This is a genomic window from Arthrobacter sp. E44 (assembly GCF_041877125.1).
Taxonomy (GTDB): domain Bacteria; phylum Actinomycetota; class Actinomycetes; order Actinomycetales; family Micrococcaceae; genus Arthrobacter.
Genome location: NZ_JBHDJA010000024.1, coordinates 45,234 through 65,299, shown reverse-complemented (window position 1 = coordinate 65,299; position 20,066 = coordinate 45,234). Strand labels below are relative to the sequence as shown.

At 67.0% G+C, this 20,066-nt stretch carries 18 protein-coding genes, 3 tRNA genes and 2 pseudogenes; 8 read left to right on the top strand and 15 right to left on the bottom strand.

Features of this window, described 5'->3' with window-relative positions:
* Positions 1–711: pseudogene (locus ACETK3_RS18125) on the top strand (alpha-amylase); the annotation flags it as partial.
* A gap of 52 nt (positions 712–763) precedes the next feature.
* Here the strand turns inward: ACETK3_RS18125 and ACETK3_RS18120 are convergent.
* The 8 genes from ACETK3_RS18120 to ACETK3_RS18085 form a co-directional block, all read right to left on the bottom strand.
* Positions 764–1,375: a hypothetical protein gene (locus ACETK3_RS18120; RefSeq protein ID WP_236800868.1), complete on the bottom strand. Its 612-nt coding sequence runs from the start codon at positions 1,373–1,375 to the stop codon at positions 764–766.
* Positions 1,372–2,010, bottom strand: a complete 639-nt coding sequence (locus tag ACETK3_RS18115) for a hypothetical protein (protein ID WP_236800867.1) — start codon at positions 2,008–2,010, stop codon at positions 1,372–1,374. The genes ACETK3_RS18120 and ACETK3_RS18115 overlap by 4 nt, the downstream gene beginning before the upstream one ends.
* The gene (locus ACETK3_RS18110; RefSeq protein WP_236800866.1) at positions 2,007–2,402 is read right to left on the bottom strand and encodes a hypothetical protein; all 396 of its coding nucleotides are present in this window, start codon (positions 2,400–2,402) and stop codon (positions 2,007–2,009) included. Before ACETK3_RS18110 ends, ACETK3_RS18115 begins: the two co-directional genes overlap by 4 nt.
* Complete coding sequence (locus ACETK3_RS18105; protein ID WP_236800865.1) at positions 2,399–2,590, bottom strand: hypothetical protein; 192 nt, start codon at positions 2,588–2,590, stop codon at positions 2,399–2,401. Before ACETK3_RS18105 ends, ACETK3_RS18110 begins: the two co-directional genes overlap by 4 nt.
* Positions 2,587–3,036: an Asp23/Gls24 family envelope stress response protein gene (locus ACETK3_RS18100; RefSeq protein ID WP_236800864.1), complete on the bottom strand. Its 450-nt coding sequence runs from the start codon at positions 3,034–3,036 to the stop codon at positions 2,587–2,589. The genes ACETK3_RS18105 and ACETK3_RS18100 overlap by 4 nt, the downstream gene beginning before the upstream one ends.
* 116 nt (positions 3,037–3,152) lie before the next feature.
* A tRNA-Phe gene (locus ACETK3_RS18095) sits at positions 3,153–3,228 on the bottom strand.
* Positions 3,229–3,276: 48 nt separating this feature from the next.
* Positions 3,277–3,350, bottom strand: a tRNA-Asp gene (locus ACETK3_RS18090).
* Between the two features lie 90 nt (positions 3,351–3,440).
* A tRNA-Glu gene (locus tag ACETK3_RS18085) sits at positions 3,441–3,513 on the bottom strand.
* A 163-nt stretch (positions 3,514–3,676) separates the two neighbouring features.
* On the opposite strand from ACETK3_RS18085, the gene ACETK3_RS18080 reads away from it, so the two are divergent.
* A complete protein-coding gene (locus tag ACETK3_RS18080; RefSeq protein ID WP_236821168.1) occupies positions 3,677–4,693 on the top strand; it encodes a PHP domain-containing protein in 1,017 nt (338 codons plus the stop codon).
* 92 nt (positions 4,694–4,785) lie between these two features.
* On the opposite strand, the gene ACETK3_RS18075 is transcribed toward ACETK3_RS18080, so the two are convergent.
* Positions 4,786–5,469, bottom strand: coding sequence for a thioredoxin domain-containing protein (locus ACETK3_RS18075; protein WP_236821167.1), 684 nt, complete (start codon positions 5,467–5,469; stop codon positions 4,786–4,788).
* Between the two features lie 78 nt (positions 5,470–5,547).
* On the opposite strand from ACETK3_RS18075, the gene ACETK3_RS18070 reads away from it, so the two are divergent.
* From ACETK3_RS18070 to ACETK3_RS18055, 4 genes are all read left to right on the top strand, one after another.
* The gene (locus ACETK3_RS18070) at positions 5,548–6,540 is read left to right on the top strand and encodes a DMT family transporter (RefSeq protein ID WP_373993302.1); all 993 of its coding nucleotides are present in this window, start codon (positions 5,548–5,550) and stop codon (positions 6,538–6,540) included.
* Complete coding sequence (locus ACETK3_RS18065) at positions 6,537–6,965, top strand: metallopeptidase family protein (protein WP_236800861.1); 429 nt, start codon at positions 6,537–6,539, stop codon at positions 6,963–6,965. The genes ACETK3_RS18070 and ACETK3_RS18065 overlap by 4 nt, the downstream gene beginning before the upstream one ends.
* A 10-nt stretch (positions 6,966–6,975) precedes the next feature.
* Positions 6,976–7,896 (top strand): cation diffusion facilitator family transporter, encoded by a 921-nt coding sequence (locus ACETK3_RS18060; protein WP_373993301.1) that lies wholly within the window; start codon positions 6,976–6,978, stop codon positions 7,894–7,896.
* A gap of 182 nt (positions 7,897–8,078) precedes the next feature.
* Entirely contained in the window at positions 8,079–9,584 is a 1,506-nt protein-coding gene (locus ACETK3_RS18055) for a C40 family peptidase (protein ID WP_306968632.1), read from the top strand.
* Positions 9,585–9,644: 60 nt separating this feature from the next.
* Here the strand turns inward: ACETK3_RS18055 and ACETK3_RS18050 are convergent, their stop codons facing one another.
* The 5 genes and pseudogenes from ACETK3_RS18050 to ACETK3_RS18030 form a co-directional block, all read right to left on the bottom strand.
* A complete protein-coding gene (locus tag ACETK3_RS18050; protein WP_373993305.1) occupies positions 9,645–10,505 on the bottom strand; it encodes an ABC transporter permease in 861 nt (286 codons plus the stop codon).
* 13 nt (positions 10,506–10,518) lie between these two features.
* Positions 10,519–11,496, bottom strand: coding sequence for an ABC transporter ATP-binding protein (locus tag ACETK3_RS18045; RefSeq protein WP_306968631.1), 978 nt, complete (start codon positions 11,494–11,496; stop codon positions 10,519–10,521).
* 44 nt (positions 11,497–11,540) lie between these two features.
* A complete protein-coding gene (locus ACETK3_RS18040; RefSeq protein ID WP_373993300.1) occupies positions 11,541–12,701 on the bottom strand; it encodes an outer membrane lipoprotein carrier protein LolA in 1,161 nt (386 codons plus the stop codon).
* A gap of 9 nt (positions 12,702–12,710) precedes the next feature.
* A pseudogene (locus ACETK3_RS18035) lies at positions 12,711–15,564 on the bottom strand (PEP/pyruvate-binding domain-containing protein).
* Between the two features lie 54 nt (positions 15,565–15,618).
* A complete protein-coding gene (locus ACETK3_RS18030) occupies positions 15,619–16,659 on the bottom strand; it encodes a universal stress protein (RefSeq protein ID WP_236800856.1) in 1,041 nt (346 codons plus the stop codon).
* Positions 16,660–17,132: 473 nt separating this feature from the next.
* On the opposite strand from ACETK3_RS18030, the gene ACETK3_RS18025 reads away from it, so the two are divergent.
* Complete coding sequence (locus ACETK3_RS18025) at positions 17,133–17,771, top strand: NAD(P)-binding protein (protein WP_236821967.1); 639 nt, start codon at positions 17,133–17,135, stop codon at positions 17,769–17,771.
* 55 nt (positions 17,772–17,826) lie between these two features.
* Here the strand turns inward: ACETK3_RS18025 and ACETK3_RS18020 are convergent, their stop codons facing one another.
* A complete protein-coding gene (locus ACETK3_RS18020; protein ID WP_373993299.1) occupies positions 17,827–18,462 on the bottom strand; it encodes a copper resistance protein CopC in 636 nt (211 codons plus the stop codon).
* 111 nt (positions 18,463–18,573) lie between these two features.
* Between ACETK3_RS18020 and ACETK3_RS18015 the strand changes: the two genes are divergently transcribed.
* Positions 18,574–20,016 carry an NCS2 family permease gene (locus ACETK3_RS18015; protein ID WP_373993298.1) on the top strand — a complete coding sequence of 481 codons (1,443 nt, stop codon included), beginning with the start codon at positions 18,574–18,576 and terminating at the stop codon, positions 20,014–20,016.
* Positions 20,017–20,066: the final 50 nt, after the last annotated feature.

Genomic DNA, 20,066 nt, shown 5'->3' with positions numbered 1-20,066 from the left:
TTCACTGGGTTGGGGTGGAGGGATCCCACCATTTTTCAAAGGGGGATTGCCCCGGACAAAGAACAACCGGACGCATCCTGGGTCCGGACCGGGGCCCGGCCCGCCACGCTGGTTGCACTGGCCCTGCCGGGTTCGGCCTACCTTTACCAAGGTGAGGAGCTGGGACTTCCGGAGCACACTACCCTCCCTGCGGAGGCCAGGCAGGACCCGACGTTCTTCCGGACCCACGGCGCAGAAATCGGGCGCGATGGTTGCCGGGTTCCGCTGCCGTGGGCAGGGGAAGAACCCGGTTATGGTTTTTCCCAAGGCGCTTCCGCAAAAGCGCCCAAACCGTGGCTCCCGCAGCCCGAAAGCTTCGGCCCTCTAGCCGCCGACAAACAGGACGGCGAGGACGGCTCAACGCTGGAGCTCTACCGCGCAGCGTTGGCGTTCAGGGCAGCCCAGCGCCTGGGCAGCGGCACCGTGGAGTGGACCGATGAACACTCGCCGGGCACCGGGCTGCTGGCTTTCCGCAATGGGGAAACAGTGGTCTTGTCCAACATGAGCTTCGCCTCGGCCCCCGTGCCCGAAGGTTATGCCGTGGTCCTTTCCAGCGGTCCCGAACCCGCCGAAGAGTGGGCCGCCATCCAGGAAATCCCCGTGGACTGCACTGTTTATCTTCAAAGCAGGCAGCGCCTTGAAATCGGCCGGCATCTTCACGGCGGTCGGTAACCGGGAAGGGCGTGCAGTACCGGCAGCAGCGCCCGCCGGCACCAGGGGCAACCTAGCGGACGCGCTCGGCCCGGCTGAAGCGCGTCCGCGCCCCTGCCCCGATGTGGATGAGGACCGGCACCTCCTTGCCCACAACGGACTCCAGCGCGTGCACGAGTCCTGACACCTCGGCCGCGAGCAGATGCGGTGCGACACCCTGGCGCGGAAGAAGACGGACCTTCAATGCGGGCGAGCCCTTCACGTCATAGGCAGTGACCGTGGCACCGGCCAAGTCCGGTCTCCCCTCCAAAGCCTGCTTCAGCGCCTGTTCCGCTACCCCGCCGCCGATGCGGACGTCGCCGGGGGTGTCACCGGGATCGTATTCGGCTGCGAGGAGGTTCGACCGGCCTTTTCCTTGCTGGGCGATCCAGGCCACCATGAGGCCCATCAGCCCCAGCAGCGCCACTGCCACGACAATCCACAACCAGCTTTCCGACCGGCCAGGGAACCGCGTGGACTCGAAAAGCCGGGTGAGCCCGCCCCAGACCCCGCCGGACCAGGCGTGCCACCAGGAAGCAACGGGAGGAACGGCCGCCAACAGCACCAACAGGATCCCTGCTCCAAGCAGGGCCAGGCCCAGCACAGTGAGCAGGATGCGGTTGAGCAGTGCCGGGGTGCTGTTCATGCCCCAACCACCCCGGAAGCAGTGACGTTGACGCGCGGAACGGGAGCAGGTTCCAGCAGCATCTGGTCCAGCTCGTCGCGGATTGCGTCCAATACCCTGTCCTGGTCCACGGGGATTCCGGACGTGGGACGCACGTTGACCAGCACCTGTCGCTGGGAAACAACCACCATGACCTGTTCAGGCGTGACGTTGGCGGCCAGGCGCGCGCGGCGGGCAAGCGAGGATGCAATGACCTCGTCATCCACCACCACGGCCGGGAGGCCCTCGCCGGGTGCACCGGCCAGCAGGTGGCGGGCGCGTTTTCCTGGGAGGACCCCATTAAGGAAGAAGATCAGGCCCAGCATGGCAAGGACGGCGCCAATCGCTGACAGCAGCAGCGGGGAGATCCCGGCCGGAAGGTCCACGATGCGCTGGGCGGCAACCTGCGGCTCAATGAGCCAGGCGGGCTGGCCCACGGCGTGGACCCCGGATTCCAGCACGCCGTAGGCAGCCAAAATTAGGACGAGGGCAGCGGCGGCAATGGACACGGAGGCACGGGAGGAGTGGGTCTCACGGTAAAGGACCCTGCGCATGAGGGTCCCGGTGCTCCCCCGGGTCTCCTCAGCCGCCCCGCGGTCTTCCACGCTGCTGCTCACCGCACCCGCCCTCCTGCACTGGTCCTTGCTGTGCTGATCCTTGCCCCGCTGATGCGGATATCCACGCGGCTCAACCGGGAACCGCTCAGTTCGGAAACTGTTGCCAGGATGGTTGCCTTGGCCCTGACGGTGCGGTCCCAGACGGACCCGCCGGCCGCCTGCACCCGTGCCGGCTCCAGCACCACGGACTGCAAAGGCGGGATGCTGATGGGGGCAACGAGGGATAAAGCCAGCAGGCCGTCGTCGTCCGTCCAATCCGCCCGAACATCCTGGGCGTCGACGCCCAAGGCCTGCGCCGCCGCCACCCTGGCAAGGCTGGTCAATGCCTGGGTGCTGATCCGGTTGTGGCCGCCGAGCACCTGCCCAGGCATAACGGGTGCGGGTGTTGTCATGAGGAGGAACGCCGGCCGGTGATGGCATCTAAGACGCCGCGCAGGTCCAGTTTCCCTTCCGCAGCCCGGCCCAGGAGCGCTCCGATGGCCATGAAGAGCAAGGAGACAAGGAAGCCCCACAGCCCGAATTGCAGGGACATGAAAGCCACGAAGGCGCCCATCGCCACGCCTGCCACCGTGAGGCTCACAGCAGTGCCTCCCGTTCGGCCGTTGCGGGCGGGGTGGTTTTGACGGGCGGGGGCACGTAGACGTCCGCTATTTCCACGTTAACCTCGATGACCTGCAGGCCCACCAGTTCCTCGACGGCGCGGTAGACAGCGGCGCGGACCGCATTGGCCAGTGAGTGCAGGGGTGTTCCATAGCTTGCCACCAGGGTGATGTCCACTGCTACCTGGGTTTCGCCCACTTCAGCACGGACACCGGCGGCGTGGTCGGAGCTTCCGACGGCGTCGCGGATGGCGCCCAGGGCACGGGACGGACCCGACCCAAGGGAATAGACGCCCGGAACTGCCCGCGCGGCGATTCCTGCGACCTTGGCCACCGCAGTCTCGGAGATGACGGTCCGTCCGGGGCCCGGGGCCGGGCTTGCGGCGGGACGGCTTGGCACCACGGGTTGTGGGTTCTGGTATTCCATCAGGCACTCCCCCTTCTGTTGCTTCCACCCTATCCCCAGCCTGTGACACTGCGCTGGAAGAGACATCAGGGGTTAAAGCAGAAAAGCACCAGTTCCGAAGAACTGATGCTTCCCAGTGGTGGCTCCGACCGGCGTCGATCCGGTGACCTTTCGATTTTCAGTCGAACGCTCTACCAACTGAGCTACAGAGCCTAGGTGACTAGTCACCATGACAGCCGGAATCTCTTCCAACAATCAGAGCGACCCTGACGGGACTTGAACCCGCGACCTCCGCCGTGACAGGGCGGCGCGCTAACCAACTGCGCTACAGGGCCTTGCGTTTCTTGCTTCGCAGTATCTCTACCGCTTTTTTCAAGGCTTCCAGCCTACCAGACTTTTTGAGCCTGCTTGACCAGTTCCTTGAGTACCCCCAACGGGATTCGAACCCGTGCCGCCGCCGTGAAAGGGCGGTGTCCTAGGCCGCTAGACGATGGGGGCCAGAACCTGTCCGGAACAAAATAAAAGGCGTCAAGCGGGGCTTTCCGTCTTTGTCCTTTGCGTTCTCCGAACGGGACTCCACAACTATAGGGGGTAACCGGGAATATTCCAAAATTGGCGCAAGACCCCACTTTTCCAGCGCCTTACGGGTAAAGATGGACGGATGGATGCCGTCGCAGCGCTCAACGAGATTGCTTTCTGGCTGGAGCGCGGACGCGCCGCCACCTTCAAGGTCCAGGCCTTCCGCAAGGCGGCAGCTGCCATCAACCCCCTTGGCCCTGACGAAGTGGCATTGCGGGCCCGCACCGGCCGACTCAAGTCCATGAAGGGAATCGGCGACCGGACCTACGCTGTCATCCGGGAGGCCGTGGACGGGCAAGTGCCCGGCTACCTGGCAGACCTCAGGGAGAAGGGCACCCAGCCGTTGGCATCCGGTGGGGCAGACCTCCGGGCGGCGCTGCGTGGCGACCTGCACAGCCACAGCGAATGGTCCGACGGCGGCTCCCCCATTGAGCTGATGGTGGCTGCTGCGGAGGTGCTGGGCAGGGAGTACCTGGCCCTGACCGACCACTCCCCCAACCTCACCATCGCCAATGGACTGTCGCCCGAGCGCCTGGTGGACCAACTGGACGTAGTGGCGGGCATCAACAGCAACGGCGGGGCCACCCGGCTCCTGACCGGGATCGAAGTGGACATCCTGGAGTCCGGCGAGCTCGACCAGGAGCCGGAACTGCTGGACCGCCTGGACATCGTGGTGGCCAGCGTCCACTCAAAGCTGCGCGCCGACCGGAAAACCATGACCACCCGGATGCTCGGCGGCATCCAGGACCCGCAGACCAACATCCTGGGCCACTGCACCGGGCGGCTCGTCGAGGGCTCGCGCGGAACCCGGCCGCCGTCGGACTTCGACGCCAAGGAAGTGTTCGCAGCGTGCGCGGAACACGACGTGGCCGTCGAGATCAATTCCCGCCCGGAGCGGCAGGACCCACCGGACGCCCTGATCCAGTTGGCGCTGGAGGCAGGCTGCCTGTTCTCCATCGACAGTGATGCCCATGCGCCGGGGCAACTGGACTTCCTGCAGTACGGCGCGGAGCGGGCAGCCCGCAACAACGTGCCGCCCGAACGGATCATCACCACCTGGCCGGTGGATAAGCTGCTCGCCTGGGCTGGCGGACAGTAGGGACGGCAAAAGTAGTCGCTGGGGAAAGAAAGGGTCGGCGTAAATAAAGGGCGGCCTTCCCGCCACGGCAGCACCAGCCGGCTGCATCTCCGTTATTTGGCGGCGTCGGCCAGCTTCTGCCGGAAATCCGCTTTGGTGCTTAGCGTCAGCTTCTCCCCGTTGAGGAAGAAGGTGGGCGTGCCGTTGACACCAAGGGCATTGCCGTCGGCGATATCGGCCAGGATGCGGTCTTCGGTTTCGGAGTTGGCGACGGCGGCATCGAACTCCGCGATGTTGAGCCCCAACTCCTGCGCGTAGGTGCGGAACAGGGGCGCCTGGGATTGTTGGTTTCCGGCCCATTGGGACTGGTGTTCGAACAGCTTGTTTGCCATCTGCCGGTACTGGCCCTGTTGTGCGGCCGCCTCCACAGCAAGCGCTGCCTGGCCGGAGTTGGGGTGGGCGGACAGCGGAAAGTACCTGTTGACGAACGTGATCCTGTCCCCGAACTCCGCTTTGAGCTCCTCCACAAAGGGGTGCACGGCCCCGCAGGAGGGGCACTCGAAGTCGAGGAACTCCACCAGCTGCGCCTTTTCCTCGGGGGGTGCGGTGAGCCGGTGGCTGTCCGCGCGCACGAGTTGTTCCTGGCCCGCTGCCGGGGATGCGGACTGCGGGGGCTTGGTGGCAGTGAAAAGGGCATACCAGGCCACCCCGCCCAAGACGATGACAGCCATTGCGATCCAGATGACTCTCCGGATAAGGCGCGGGGTATCACGGGCGGGAACCTGGGGGGAGAGCATAGTCCGCATCCTAGCCGAGGGCACCGACGTGGCCGATTCCCGCCAGTCCGACGCCGGCATCCGCCGTAGATTTATCTCATGCCTTCCACCAGTCCCGCGCGTCAACCTTTTCCTCCGCAAGCTCCAGCTGCTGCTCCCGTCAAGGCACTGGGCGTGGCGGCCATGGTGGTCACCGTGGTCCTGTGGGCCTCGGCGTTCGTGGGCATCCGGGCCATCGGCCCGCACTTCTCCCCCGGCTCCCTGACACTGGGCAGGCTGGCGATTGCCGCCGTCGTCCTGGCTTTCCTGGTGGTGCCACAACTGCTCAAGAGCCGGCTGTTGCCCCAGGGCCGCGAATGGCTGCCCATCCTCGCCTATGGGGTGATGTGGTTCGGCGGGTACAACGTGGCATTGAACGCAGCAGAGCACATCCTGGATGCCGGCACCAGCGCCTTGCTGATCAACGTCAACCCCATCCTGGTGGCCATCATGGCGGGCATCTTCCTCAAGGAAGGCTTTCCGCGCTGGCTGCTGATCGGCAGCACGGTGGCGTTTTCCGGGGTCGCGTTGATCGCCTTTGGCTCGGGCCGGCCGCGCGTACCTGGGGAAAGTTCGACGGCGGACCTGGCGGGTGTGGCGCTTTGCCTCCTTGCAGCGGTGCTCGCCGCGGTCAGCGTCATCATCCAGAAACCGGTGGTGCGGAAATTCCCCGCGGCCCAGGCCACGTGGTTCGGCATCGTGGTGGGAGCCCTGTGCTGCCTGCCCTTTGCAGGGCAGCTGGTGTCCGAAGTGCAGGCCGCCCCGCCGCAGGCCACGCTGGGGCTGGTGTACCTGGGCGTTTTCCCGACCGCCATCGCCTTCACCACCTGGGCTTACGCGTTGTCGCTGGTGGATGCCGGGAAACTCGCCGCCACCACCTACCTGGTCCCCGGCACTACCGTCCTCATCTCCTGGCTGCTCCTGGGCGAGATCCCCACCGCATGGGGGCTGGTGGGCGGGCTGGTGTGCCTGGTGGGAGTGGGGCTGACCCGGCGCAGGACGCCGCGGACCGCATCCGGCATCAACGCTTCCAGCGGTAGGGTCTGGGCATGACAGCCAACCTGCCGCCGGGCCTGCCGATCGTTCCCGACGGAGGGCATGAGCCTTCCGGTTTCACTATGTCCCCCGACGACTTCGAGGCCGCTGTCCAGGACGCCCTCGACAGCATTCCGGAGCGGCTGGCCCGCGCCATGGACAACGTTGCGGTCTTCATTGACGACGATTACGTGCCCGGACCCGGGGAAGACCCGGACACCGTGCTGCTGGGACTGTACGAAGGGGTTCCGCTGACGGAGCGCGATTCGTGGTGGGACGCCGGTTCCCTCCCGGACCGGATCACGATCTTCCGCGAACCCATCCTGGAAATCTGCGCCTCCCGGGACGACGTAATCCACGAAGTTGCCGTGACCGTAGTCCACGAAATAGCGCACCACTTCGGGATCTCCGATGACCGGCTGCACGAACTGGGCTGGGGCTAGCCTTGTAATCATGGGACATGACCACAGTCACAGCCACGGGATCACCGGCACCGGGCGGCACCGGAAGCGGCTTGTGGCCGTCCTGGGGATCACCCTTGACGTGGTGGCCATCCAGATCGTGGGTTCCATTCTCTCCGGGTCGCTTTCCCTCCTGGCGGACGCCGGACATATGCTCTCCGACGCGGCCGGCGTCACCATCGCCCTGCTGGCTGCGTGGATCGCGGGCCGCCCCGCAAGCGATCAGCGGACCTATGGCTTCCAGCGTGCGGAGGTTCTCGCGGCACTGGCCAATGCGCTGATCCTGATCGTGATTTCCGTCGTCATTTTCACCGAAGCCATCAGGCGGTTCGGCGCACCCCCGGAAGTGCGGACGGACATCATGCTGTTTGCCGCCATCCTCGGCGCCGTCGCCAACCTGGTATCGCTGCTGGTCCTGCGAACGGCGCAGGAGGAGAGCCTGAACATCCGCGGCGCCTACCTGGAGGTGCTGGGCGACCTCTTGGGCTCGGTGGCCGTCATCATCGCAGCGGTGGTGATCATGCTGACCGGCTTCCAGGCAGCGGACACCATTGCCTCCGTCCTGATCGCGCTGATGATCCTCCCGCGGGCCTGGAGCCTGCTGCGCGACGTGGTGGACGTCCTCCTGGAAGCCAGCCCCAAAGGAGTGGAGGTCCAGATGATCCGGGAACACATCCTTTCCGTGGCGGGTGTGACGGACGTGCACGACATCCATATCTGGACCATCACGTCAGGCGTACCAGTGTTCTCCGCCCACGTGGTGGTGGAGGACGGAGTACTCAACGCCCGGGGCGCCGACCAGCTGCTGGACAAGCTCATCACCTGTCTGGGCTCGCACTTTGATACCGACCACTGCACCTTCCAACTGGAGCCCGCCAGTCACTCAGAACATGAGGAACGCCAACACGCCTGATCCGACACACCCCGCAAATTCTGCCCCTAATGACACTGTTGTGGTTTATGTTATTGATGTGACTGCTGTTGCTAATGTGCAAAGGGTCACGTAACCTCGGACTGCTGGCGAGCAGCTGAGGGGCACGGTTGTGCCACATCCAGAACCTCACTCCCAGCCTTACCGTTGCGAGGTCTCTGCAGATGGCTTTATCCGGATCCGGCCGCAGGACGGCCGTGCTGTGCGCCGCCGTCGTCCTTTTTGCTTCCGTGGCAACACCTGCAGCCGCGGTCCCGGCGCCATCCCTTCCCTTGACCGTTCCGGCGTCGCCCGGGATTCCCTCGCCCGAGGACATTGCCGCGGCCAAGGCCAGCGAGTCCGCGACGGCGGATAAGGTCACCGACATCGAGCGCATCCTGGCCGACGCGTCCACCGCGCAGCAGGCCGCGTTCGCCGTGGCCATGCAGGCCAATAACGCCTACAGCGAGGCATTGGTGGAACTGCAGCAACGGACCGAAGCGGCGTCGGTGGCCTCGGCCAAGGCCGGATCCGCCCGGGAACAGCAGGACAAGACCCGCAAGCAGGTGGGCCAGCTCGCCGGTGACCTGTACCGGAACGGAGGCCTGAACCCCACCCTCGGAACGCTGGCCAGCGGCGGTGAAAGCCTGCAGCAGGCCGCCACGCTTGAGGCCCTCTCTGCCAGCCGCAGCCGGGCCTTCGAAGCTGCCGACGCCGCAGCCACTGCCTACCGTTCGCTGACCGCGGCTGCGGAGGACGCCACCAAGGCCGCCGACGATGCGGCCAAGACTGCGGAGCAACGGAAGTCCCAGGCGGAACAGGCGAATGCCGCGCAGGCGAAGGCAGTGGCCGACGCCAAGGCCCAGCGGACCGTCCTGGTGGACCAGCTCGCACAGCTCCGCAACACCACGGTGGCGCTTGAGTCAGCGCGCGTAGATGCTTTGGACCGGCAGCGCGAGGAGGCCCGCCTCGCCGCGCTGTCCGCCGCCGCGGACAAGGCCGCCGCGGACAAAGCCGCCCAGGATCAGGCAGCCCAAAATCAAGCTGGGCAAAACCGGGGTGCCGGCCAGAACAACCGCAGCCAGGACGTGGCACCTGCGGCTCCCGCTCCGGCAGGAGCGGCCCCCGCAGCGCCTGCCGCACCGGCGCCTGCTGCCCCCGCACCGGCGCCTGCTGCGCCGGTTGCTCCGGCACCTGCCCCTGCTGCCCCCGCACCCGCGCCCGCTGCTCCCGCACCCGCGCCCGTCGCTCCGGCACCCGCACCTGCCCCCGCACCCGCGCCCGCTCCGGCGCCGGCGCCAGCACCTTCAACGGGTTCGGGCACATATGAAGCAGCAATCTCCGTGGCCCTGGGAAAGGTGGGCGCTCCGTATTACTACCAGTGGGGCGGAACCGGCGTCTATGGTTTCGACTGCTCCGGATTGGTGCAGAACGCCTTCGCCGCAGCCGGCACCTACCTGCCGCGCACCGCTTCCCAGCAGTACGCGGCCGCCCCGGTCCACGTCCCGATTTCACAGGCCCGCCGCGGCGACCTGCTGGTCTGGGGCTCGGCACCGAACTTCTACCACGTGGCGATCTACCTGGGCAACGGCCAGGTGGTGCAGGCCCTCAACCCGCAGGAAGGCATCACCGTGTCCAGCATCAGCTCCATGGTGGGCATGGAGCTTTACCCGTACGCGGCCCGCTACTGATCCTCACCCACGCGGACCGTCCGCCGGGCGGCGCGGCATTGAAATCCGCCGCCGCCGTCGTCAGCTCAGAATGTCCTTGGTGACGAACCGGCCGTAGGCGAGCGCCCCGAACACTGCCACGTAGCCTGCCTGGAGCAGCGCGTTGCTGGCGAAAGAATCCCACACCACCGGCTGGCGCAGCATGTCGCCGAAGCCAAGCCAGTAGTGGCTGAAAAGCCACGGGTGCAGCCACTCCAGCTGCGGCAGCTGGTCGGCGACCTGCGACACTACCGAGACAACCACGGTGGCGGCCATTGCCCCGACGGGAACCACTGTCAGGGTGGACAGGAACAGCCCAATCGCGGAAAGGCCCGCCAGGGATATCGCCAGGTAGGCGGCGATCAGCACGATGCGCAGGGCAGCTTCGCCCGGCTGGACCACACCCCCGGAGAGCAGCGTCACCGGGCCTACCGGGAAAAGCGCGGCTCCGATGGCCGCACCGGCTGCGCCCACCGTTAAGGGTGCCGCGACGCAGAAGGCCAGCGCGCCTGCGTACTTGACCAGCAGGAGCCGCACCCGTCCCGCCGGCGCCACCAGCAGGTACCTGAGGGTTCCCAGGTTCGCTTCCCCGGCGATGGTGTCCCCGGCCACCACGCCCACCGCGAGCGGCATGAACAGCGGTACGGAGACCAGCATGGCGGTGAAGGCAACGAACAGGCCGTTTTGGGTGATCCGGTCAAGGAAGGCGGGACCCCGGCCAGGCGGAACGTTGGAGGAGACCCTCACTGCGATGGCGATGAGGACCGGGATGGCCGCCAGGGCCAGGAGCAGCGCCCAGGTGCGCCGGCGCCCGAACAGGACCTTGAGCTCGGACCCAAGCAGGGAAAATCCGGAGCTTCGCGGGGCTGCTACCGGCCGGGCCGTTCCGGCGGCTTCGGGCATGTCGGCGGGCACGCTACTGGGCAACGTCGAATCCTTCCCCGGTAAGGGCAACAAAGCGGTCTTCAAGGCTTTCACGCTCGACGACGAAGCCCCGGACCCGGACGCCGGCCTGCACCAGGTGCGCCACAACGTCCTCCGGGAGCACCCCCGGCTGTTGGGCGCCGGTTTGAAGCACCGCTACAACAGTCTCCCCGTCGGGTTGAGAACGCGGTCCAGCCTGTCCGGGTTCAGGCGCCAGCCCGAGGCGGGCCAGGACCTCCCGGGCACTCCCGCCGTCGGGTGTCACCAGCCGGAGCCGGGTGGACCCGGCTTGCCGCAGTTCAGCGAGCGGCCCCTGCGCCACGAGCCTGCCCGCGCTCATGACGGCGGCGTGGGTGCACATCTGGTCCACCTCGGCCAGCAGGTGGCTGGAGACAAAAACGGTGGTGCCCTCATGCGCCAGCGACCGCACCAGGTTGCGGACTTCCCTGGTGCCCTGCGGATCCAGCCCGTTGGTGGGCTCGTCCAGCACCAGCAGGTCCCGCGGCGAGAGCAGGGCGTTGGCAATGCCCAGCCGCTGCTTCATTCCCAGCGAGTACGCGTGCACCCGTTTGCCTGCTGCGTGCTCCAGGCCAACGCGTTCCAGCGCCTGCTGCACGCGCGCCTTCCGGGTGGCGGGCACAGTATGCCGGCTGGCTGAATCCAGCCGGTGGAGGTTGGCGGCGGCGGAGAGGAAAGGGTAAAAGGCCGGCCCTTCAACCAGGGCCCCCACGCGCGGCAAGACCTCGTGGAGTTTGTCCGGCATCTCGCGGCCCAGCAGGCTTACCGTCCCGGCGGACGCAGCCGCCAGCCCCAACAGCATGCGGATGGTGGTGGTCTTGCCGGATCCGTTGGGCCCCAGGAAGCCAAAGACCGTCCCGTGCGGAACGGCCAGGTCCACGTGGTCGACGGCGGCCTGCTGGCCAAAGTGCTTGCTCAGGCCACGGGTTTCAATCGCCAGCGCGCCGCTCACCGCACCAGCCCCCGCCCGACCACCACTCCCCGTCCGGCCACCACTTACTGGGCCGCTGCTGCTGACTGCAGCCGTTCCGGCGGCACCATCCCCGCGAAGATCCGTCCGTCGTCGGTGACCAGGACGTTGACGAGTGCCGTGGAGAGCAGCCGGCCGCCGGGTACGGCGACGGCAGCCTGGGACAGCAGTGGATCCTTCAGGACGGATTCGGCAGCCGAGGCATTGCCATGCACCGTGCCCACCACGGTTTCCCAACCGGTGCCGGTGACGGACACCTGTCCCTTGGCACCCTTGTGCATGGCGTCCTGGTGGGAACCGTCCGGACGCTCACGGGACTTGTCCTGAACGGGGAGTTCCTTGACGGTGCTGCCCGGCGGCGGGGTGAAGGCGAAGACGGACTGGTCGGGGACGGCCAGGGAGAGGCTGGTGAAACCAGAGCTGAAAGCGGGCTTGTCCGCTCCACGTGCGGTCACCTGGACGGACAGGGGCAAGCCGTTGCGACCGTCGACGGCGATGGCCACCTTGCCCACCAGGGTTGCGTCGCTGCGTGGTTCGATCAGCAGGTTGTATGCTGCCCGGCCGGCAACGGAAACGTCCGGCCCCACGGAAACGGCGGTGGTGTGGTCAACCTTGGACAGGAACTGCTGGGCCACCTCGGCCGGGGTATGCACCCCGCCCGCCCCTTGATGGTCTTTTGGCTGTGCAGGGTCATGGGCGGGCAACGCCAGGTGCGCCGCCGTGTTGTCCTTCGACGAATAGAACCACACGTCGCTGCCGTGGCGGACCACGTCCCGCTCGGCCAGTTGGTCCATCACCTGGACCCGGGCATTGTCCTTTCCATCCAGGAAGACCCGCGCACTGTGTTTGCCGGACAAAAGCTCAATCACCGAAGCTACGCTGCCCGGGGAGGCAGGCGTGGACGGCTTTCCGGCGGCAGGCAGCTCTGGCAGCCCCAGGTCGGCCGACTGCTCCACGGTCCCCGAGAGTGCCTGGACCTGGTGGCTGGCTGCCAGTTCCAGGACCTGGGCGGGCGTCTTGGCAGGCAGGGGGTCGCTGGCCCCTGCCGGGAGGGATCCAGCGAGGGCGCCCGCGGCTATGACTGCCGGGGCCGCCACGGCAGGCAGCCACCGCAGCCACACCCGGCGACCTGGTGCTGTTTTATTGACCTGCAAGCGTCCGCTGGAACCCAGCCTGTTGGAGCCCATAAAGAAAGACTACGCCTGTGCTGGTGGCTCCGCGCCCCTTGGCAGCCCTCCATCCCGGAGCGTTCCTGGATGTTCCGGCACCACGGTTCCCGCGCCGCCGTCGACCGTTATTCTTTGGCCTGTGCTGATGCGCGCGGTGGCGTCCGCCACTCCCACTACGGCGGGAATGCCGTACTCCCTTGCCACCACGGCGCCGTGTGAGTTCGCTCCGCCCATCTCCATCACCAGCCCTCCGGCCGTGAGGAACAGCGGTGTCCAGCCGGGGTCCGTGGAGGGCGCCACCAGGATCTCGCCCGGCTCGAGGCGGGCGCCGACCGGATCCAGGATGACCCTTGCCGGGGCAGTGACCATACCCGCCGAAGCCGGGCTGCCGGCCAGAATTCCATTCCCGGAAGCTCCGTCCCCGGAGTTTCCGACGGCGGCCCGCACCGCTTCCGGTTCGGTCCCGTCCGAGAGCAGCACCCGGGGGATGTGCCGGCGCCTGAGCTCCCTTGCGTACTCCTGGCGGCGGGCTGCGACAACCCGCCGAAGGCCCTGGCCCGGCCCTTCGGTGTCCCGGGCGTTGTCCGCCAGTGCTTGACGGGCCTCAGCGAAGTCCAGGAAGAAGACGTCCTCCCGGCACTCAATGGTGCCCGCCTGCTCCAGCTCCCTGCCCACCAGGAGCAGCTGCCTGCGGACTTCCCCGAGGCCGGTCACCAGCAGGTACTTTGGCAGCTCCCGAAGGCCGGCAAACAACCGCGCCCTCCGCAGCGCAGCAGCCACCAGCATGCCCCTGATCCTGCCACGGGCGGCGGCCTGGGCGACCAACCGGGCCACCTGCTCTTCCGCGTCCTCGGCTGCCTTGCTGAACTGGGCATCAGGTGCCAGGGCCGGGTTATCCAGCCGGAGGTAGTTGGCAAGGACTCCCAGGATGTGTGCCGGCTCCTCCAACCATCGCGGCAGTCCGACGTCGATTTCACCCACTGCCCGCTGGCCGTACCTGTCCAGGAACCTTCCCAGGCCGGCGTCCAGGCGAGCCGGCAGCTCCCCGGCATGGAAAGCGGCCGCCAGGTCGGAAGGATTCTCCGTCAGGAGCGCGGTGCGTGAGTCAGCATCTTCCTGGATGGCCGTTGCGAGGCGCCACAATTCCAGGTCCATTTCCGTGGTGACATTGTGCGGCAGGCCGCGGATCACCGGCTGCAGTTCGTCCCAGGCATCCCCGCCAAGCAGCTTTCCGGCAAGGCCCAACATGGCGAAGCCCAGGGCGGGAAGGGGCAGGATGGCGGGCACAATCAAGAACAGTCGTGACCCAACCAGCGATTCGGCGTGGTCGAGGCGCGCCATGGTGTCAACGCCCGTATCGGGAGCCAGTGAGGCCTCAAAGTCCCGGGTGAACTGGTCCAGCCGGTGCAGTGCCGCGCGGGGCCGGAGGAGGGCATGGACGAGAGTGGTGGGAACCTTGGCGCGGATCGCCACTGGCGCGACGTGGCGCAGCAACCCGAACGGCGTCCTCCTGGTTACCGAAAAGGCCGGGTCCTCCATCAGGCGGCGCATGACGGGCGGTCCGCGCTTCCATGATGTCGAAGACCCGGGGAATGATGCGCCGGCCTATGGCGCTGCGGATGGGGGTGGTGAAGTCGACGTAGATCCGCTGCCCGGCCTCGGCATAGGGTGACGGTCCGCTCCGGGGATCAGGAACAGGAAAGCCGGCGGCCGTGGCCACGGAGGAAGCAATCAGGCGGACAGCCGCGAGCCCCATGGGGGTGAGCGGCCGGGTCAGCCCCTGGGCCAGGCTGAAGCAGAGGTACGCCCTGGTGCCGGCAACGGATTTCGCCCGCGGAGCCAGGCCCGCGGCACCGTTGCTCCTCGGAACCGGGTACAGAGTGGTGATCGGCCGGGACTGGGTGAGCCAGAGGACGCCTGCGTGGTCTACGGCCCACTCAGTGTCCTGCGGGGCGCCGAAGTGCTCCTGGGCCTGCAGGCCCAGGCTGGCAAGCGCACGCAACTGGCTGCCCGTCAGGCAGGCAGCAGCATGGCCTTCCGGCAACTCCCGGATCTGCGTCCCGCCACCAGGAAGTGGCCGCACCTCGATGCCCTTGACGCCCAGTTCCTGTTCCACCACCCTGCCGGTCAGCGCATCGACCACGAAGTGGTCCGGATTGACCGCGCCGGAGACCACCGCCTCGCCCAGGCCTGGACTGGCGTCCAGCATTACCTGCCGGCGGCTGCCGGTGAGGGGATTCGCCGTGAACATGACACCCGCGGTCTCGGCATCCACCATCCGCTGCACCACCACCGCGAGCGCCACCCCCGCAGGGTCAATCCCCAGGCTCGCCCGGTACGCCGTTGCCCGGTCTGTCCACAGCGAGGCCCAGCAATGCCGGACAGCCTCCAGCACCGCAGGCACTCCCACCACGTTGAGGTACGTGTCCTGTTGCCCGGCAAAACTGGCGAAGGGCAGGTCCTCAGCGGTGGCCGAAGACCTGACGGCGACCGGTACGTCGGGACCGAGGGCGGCGTAAGCCTGTTCCACGGCTTGGGCAACAGTGCCCGGAATTGGAGCTGCCAGGATTGCTGCCCGTGCGGTTCCGGCCAGCCCGGCTATGTCGGGTGTGTCCTCGGCGCCGGCCCGTGCTGCCTCCCCCAAGGCTGCGTAGACCCCTGCCAGCGCGGGAAGCAGGGTGTCTGAAGCGCCGATGGCCTGCCGGTACCCAACGGTCGTCAGGCAGAACCCGTCAGGGACCGGCAATCCGGCAGACAACAGCTCACCGAGGTTGGCTGCCTTGCCGCCCACCAATGCCAGCATTCCGGCGCCGAGGCCGCGCAACTCCAGCACCAGTGCGTCCGCGCCGGTGCCGGCCGACGGCGACCCTTGCTGCGCCATGTTCCAGGTGCCGTATGCCTGAAAGCCGTGCTGCCTGGCAGTCCCGGGCCTGGCCTAGGCGACGTCGCCCAGGATTGGGCCGAACCGTCCCCGGTCCGCCATGCGCGGGTCCTCCCTGTCCGGGACCACCATGACCGGTCCCTTGGCGTGGTGAAGCACGCCGTCGGACGTCGAACCCAGGAGCATCCCGGTGAAGCCGCCGCGGCCGCGGGTGCCCACTACCACCAGCTCCACGTGGCGGCTTTCTTCAACGAGCACGTCAACCGGCGAACCGTCCTTCAGCTCGTACTCGGCCTCAAGGTGGGGGTAGTGGCTGCGAAGCCAGGCCATGCCGGCCTCCAGGGTGACCCGGATGTCGTCGAACAGGGCCTTGCGGTCCATCGGCGCCGGCACCCAGGCCAGGGAACCGCTGTACTGGGGTACGGCGCACACCACGCGCAGGGAGGCGCCAAGACGTTCGGCCTGGTCAGCTGCTTCGAGGACGGCAACGCGCGCCTGCTCGGAACCATCCACCCCGACCACCACAACGTTCTCCACTTGCCGGTGCCCGGACTTGGCCTGCTCAGCCTTGACCCGGCGGTCCTCAGTGGTCTCGCCGAGCCGGTCCGAGCAGAACAAGGGCACCGTCACTGTGGGGCATTTGGCATGGGCGGGAAGTGCACTGCTGACCGAGCCCAGGAGCCGGCCCACGAAACCGCCGCGGCCGCGGGTTCCCACCACCAGCAGTTCCGCGCTTTCGGAGATCTCCAGCAGCACTCCTGCCGCGTCACCGTTTTCCACGGAGGAAGTCACGTCCACGTCGTACGGCGCAATCTTCTCCAGCGCCTGCTTGAGGATGGCCTCGGCACCTTCACGGATGACGGAATCGTCCACCGTGGCGTAGCCGCCGTCCAATCCGGACGCGGCGAAGATCGGGACAGAGTAGGCGGTGACGATATGGAGGGGACGACGGCGGCGCTGGGCTTCCCGTGCGGCCCACACCAGGGCGCACTGGCCATGGTCCGAGCCGTCAACGCCCACCACGATGCCATGGGGAGCGTCAGACGCACCGCCACCATCCCGGGCCGGGTCCGGATGCAACTCTCGTGAGCCCATGGGGGCCGCCTCCTCGCGATACGCCTAATGTTGCGGCTATTCTGCCAGAAAACGGCCCCTCCCCCGCACATCCCGATTCCGGGCTGCACCGGCAGGAAAAGACTGTTTCCCGCTTCCCACTATTCTCCGTCCCCACAGGCTTAGCAAGCCTGTTCAGAGGCGATTGAACCCGGTTATCCACAGGCTCGGCCAGGCTGCTCAGGCGTCGTTGGCTCCAGCTATCCACAGGCTTTCCGGCGGCCGCCGGAAAGCGCCTTCACGGCCGCAGGAATGTTTTCTCCATTGGGCTATTCACAGCCGCTTTTGTTCTGTAGTCTTCAGGACATTGTTGGTCCGGGACGCCAAGCGCAACTTCCTGCCAGGACGTTTCCGGCCATACTCTGCGTCCGGACTTTGGGAGTACCGGGACGCGGGCCGGCGAGGATGCCGGCGCCTGCTGAAAGCTTCGAAGGAGGGAAACTGTAGTGTCAAGCGTGCCTGGGGATGCGGGGACCGAACAGACCACCACGGTGATCATTGGCACGGGCCTGTCCGGGCTGGCCGTGGCCGCCGAACTGAGCCGCCACGGGGTGGACTCCATCGTGGTGGACGGGCTGGACATCCTTGGCGCCAACCAACCCGCCAACACCTCCTCACTCCAGCGCTGCGATGCGGCAGACAGCGATACCCTCCGGGAACGGAACGAGATCCTCCGCCATCTCCGCAACTACGCAGCAAGCCATCGTGTCGATGTCCGGAACACCACCCGCGCCGTGCAGCTGACCATGCTGGAAGGCCCGGGACACGAATCGACCCCGCAGTGGCACGTGCACACCCCCACAGGCGTCCTGGTGGCCGACCACATTGTGCTGACCCGGTGCGCCCACAGCCAACTGCGGCGCATGCTCAATGACTTCGGCATTACGGTTGGCCGCAACGTGGCCGCGGCTATGCGGGCCATCGGCATCTACCTGGTGGGCGTGGGCGAACTGATTACGCCCTCGCCCAAGGAAGTACTGCGCCAGGCCAAGACCGTGGGCCAGGCAATCTCCGCCAAGGTCAACCAGGGCACCGCCCAACTACCAGGCGGTACCTTCCCGGCAACGGGGAGCCTTGCGGTGCTGAGCTGCTGACGCTCCACCCCCTTCCCGCCGTCAGGCCCGGGCCTTCCGGCCCTGCTTGCGGCAGCTACTCCCCGCCCTTCCCTCCCGCGTCCCCGTCGCCGTTCAGCCGGCGCCGGGCCAGCACCCCAAGGGCCACCAGCAGCCCCACCGCGACGAGGGCAAAGATCACAATGCTCCATTGGAAGGGCTCCCCCGTCTTAGCCGGCCTGGATGGCTCTTCCGTCACTCCGGGCTGTGCCGTGCCCATGCTCGGTACCGTACCCGCCGCCGTCGAACTTTTCGCCGGGGAAGTTGCGGAGGGGGCAGCCCCAGCTGCGCCGACGGCCACGGTGAAGGTGAAGGTGCCTTCGATGGGGTGGGAGTCCGAGCCGACCACGCGCCACGCAACGGTATACGCACCCGACGGGCCTCCCTGCCGAAGCTTCTGGGTTGCCACGTTGTCGACAATCCGGACGGAGCCGTCAGCCCATTCCGTGCCGCCCGCATCCTTGATCGAGAAGGACGATCCGATGCCCAGCGGCGTGTTGCTGAAGGTCACGGAAACCTCCTCCGGCGGCGCGGCGAGCGAAGCGCCCTGGGCGGGACTGGTGGACTCTGCAGCATCATGGGCCAAAGCCGGGCCTGCCAGCCCCAGCGCTGCGGCGGCAAAGACAAAGGATCCGAGCACGAGGCCCAGCAACTGGCGGCGGATTTGGCGCATGTTTGGGCTGCTCCTTGTGTTGGCTTCCTTACAGACTAGGCGAATTTGGCGCCCCGCCCCGGGCCGCACCATTAGGATGCAGGTATTCCCACACACTCCCCCGGAGGACTAATGCTTAAGCAAGGCTCTGCCCTGGACCGGTATTTCAGGGTCACCGAGCGCGGCTCCAACCTTTCCCGCGAGATCCGCGGCGGGTTCGCCACGTTCTTCGCCATGAGCTACATCGTGGTGCTGAACCCCCTCATCCTGTCCGGCGCGGACTCCAACGGCACCACCCTGGGCTTCACCGCCGTCGCGGCCGTAACCGCACTGGTGGCCGGCGTCCTCACCATTCTCATGGGGGCCTGGGGACGGCATCCCTTCGCCCTGGCCACCGGCCTTGGCGTCAACGCCTTCGTGGCTGTCACCGTGGCCACCAACCCCGGTCTCACCTGGCCGGACATGATGGGCCTGGTGGTCCTGTCCGGCGTGACCATGCTGATCCTGGTCCTCACCGGTTTCCGGACCGCGGTCTTCAAAGCCGTACCGGAGGGACTCAAGACCGCCATCGTCGTGGGCATCGGGCTTTTCATCGCCTTGATTGGCCTGGTTAACGCCGGCTTCGTGCGGCGCATCCCGGACGTTGCAGGCACCACCGTTCCGGTCGGCCTGGGCTTCGAAGGCAAGCTTCTGGGCTGGCCCACCGCCGTGTTCGTGTTCGGCCTGATCCTGACCATCGCCCTGGTGGTGCGCAAGATCAAGGGCGCCATCCTGATCGGCATCATCACCTCCACGGTGCTGGCCGTCATCCTTGAGACCACCCTGCACATCGGGCCCAGCTTCGACGGCAAGAACTTCAACCCGCAGGGCTGGTCCCTGGTGGCGCCCGCATTCTCCGGCTGGGCCGCACCTGATCTCTCCCTGATCGGCAAGGCGAACCCCTTCGGTGCCTTCGGGCACCTTGGTTTCGTGGCCGCCACGCTGCTGGCCTTCGTCATCCTCCTCAGCATTTTCTTCGACGCCATGGGCACCATGGTGGGCCTGGCCAACGAAGCCGGCACGGTGGACGAGCATGGCAACATCCCCGACGTCGACCGTGTGCTCCAGGTGGACGCACTCGGCGCCATCATCGGCGGCGGCGCCTCAGTATCTTCCAACCAGATCTACGTTGAAGCCGGCGCCGGCATTGGAGAGGGTGCCCGGACGGGCATCGCTTCGATCGTGACCGGCCTGCTGTTCCTCGTGGCCATGTTCTTCACCCCGCTGATCAACCTGGTGCCGTTCGAGGCAGTGGCTCCGGCCCTGGTGGTAGTGGGCTTCATGATGGTGTCCCAGGTGGGCAAGATCGACTGGCAGGACTGGGGCATCGCCATCCCGGCGTTCCTGACCTTCGCCCTGATGCCGTTCACCTACTCGATCGCCAACGGCCTGGGCGCCGGCTTCATCAGCTACGTCCTCATCCGCACCGTTCAGGGCCGCGCCAAGGACATCCACCCCCTCATGTGGGCCGTGGCGGCAGCCTTCCTGCTGTTCTTCTCCATCGGAACCATCGAGGCCGCACTGGGCATGAAGTAACCCTTGCCTGCAGAAGGGGCTGGTGCGGCGGATGCCGTACCAGCCCCTTT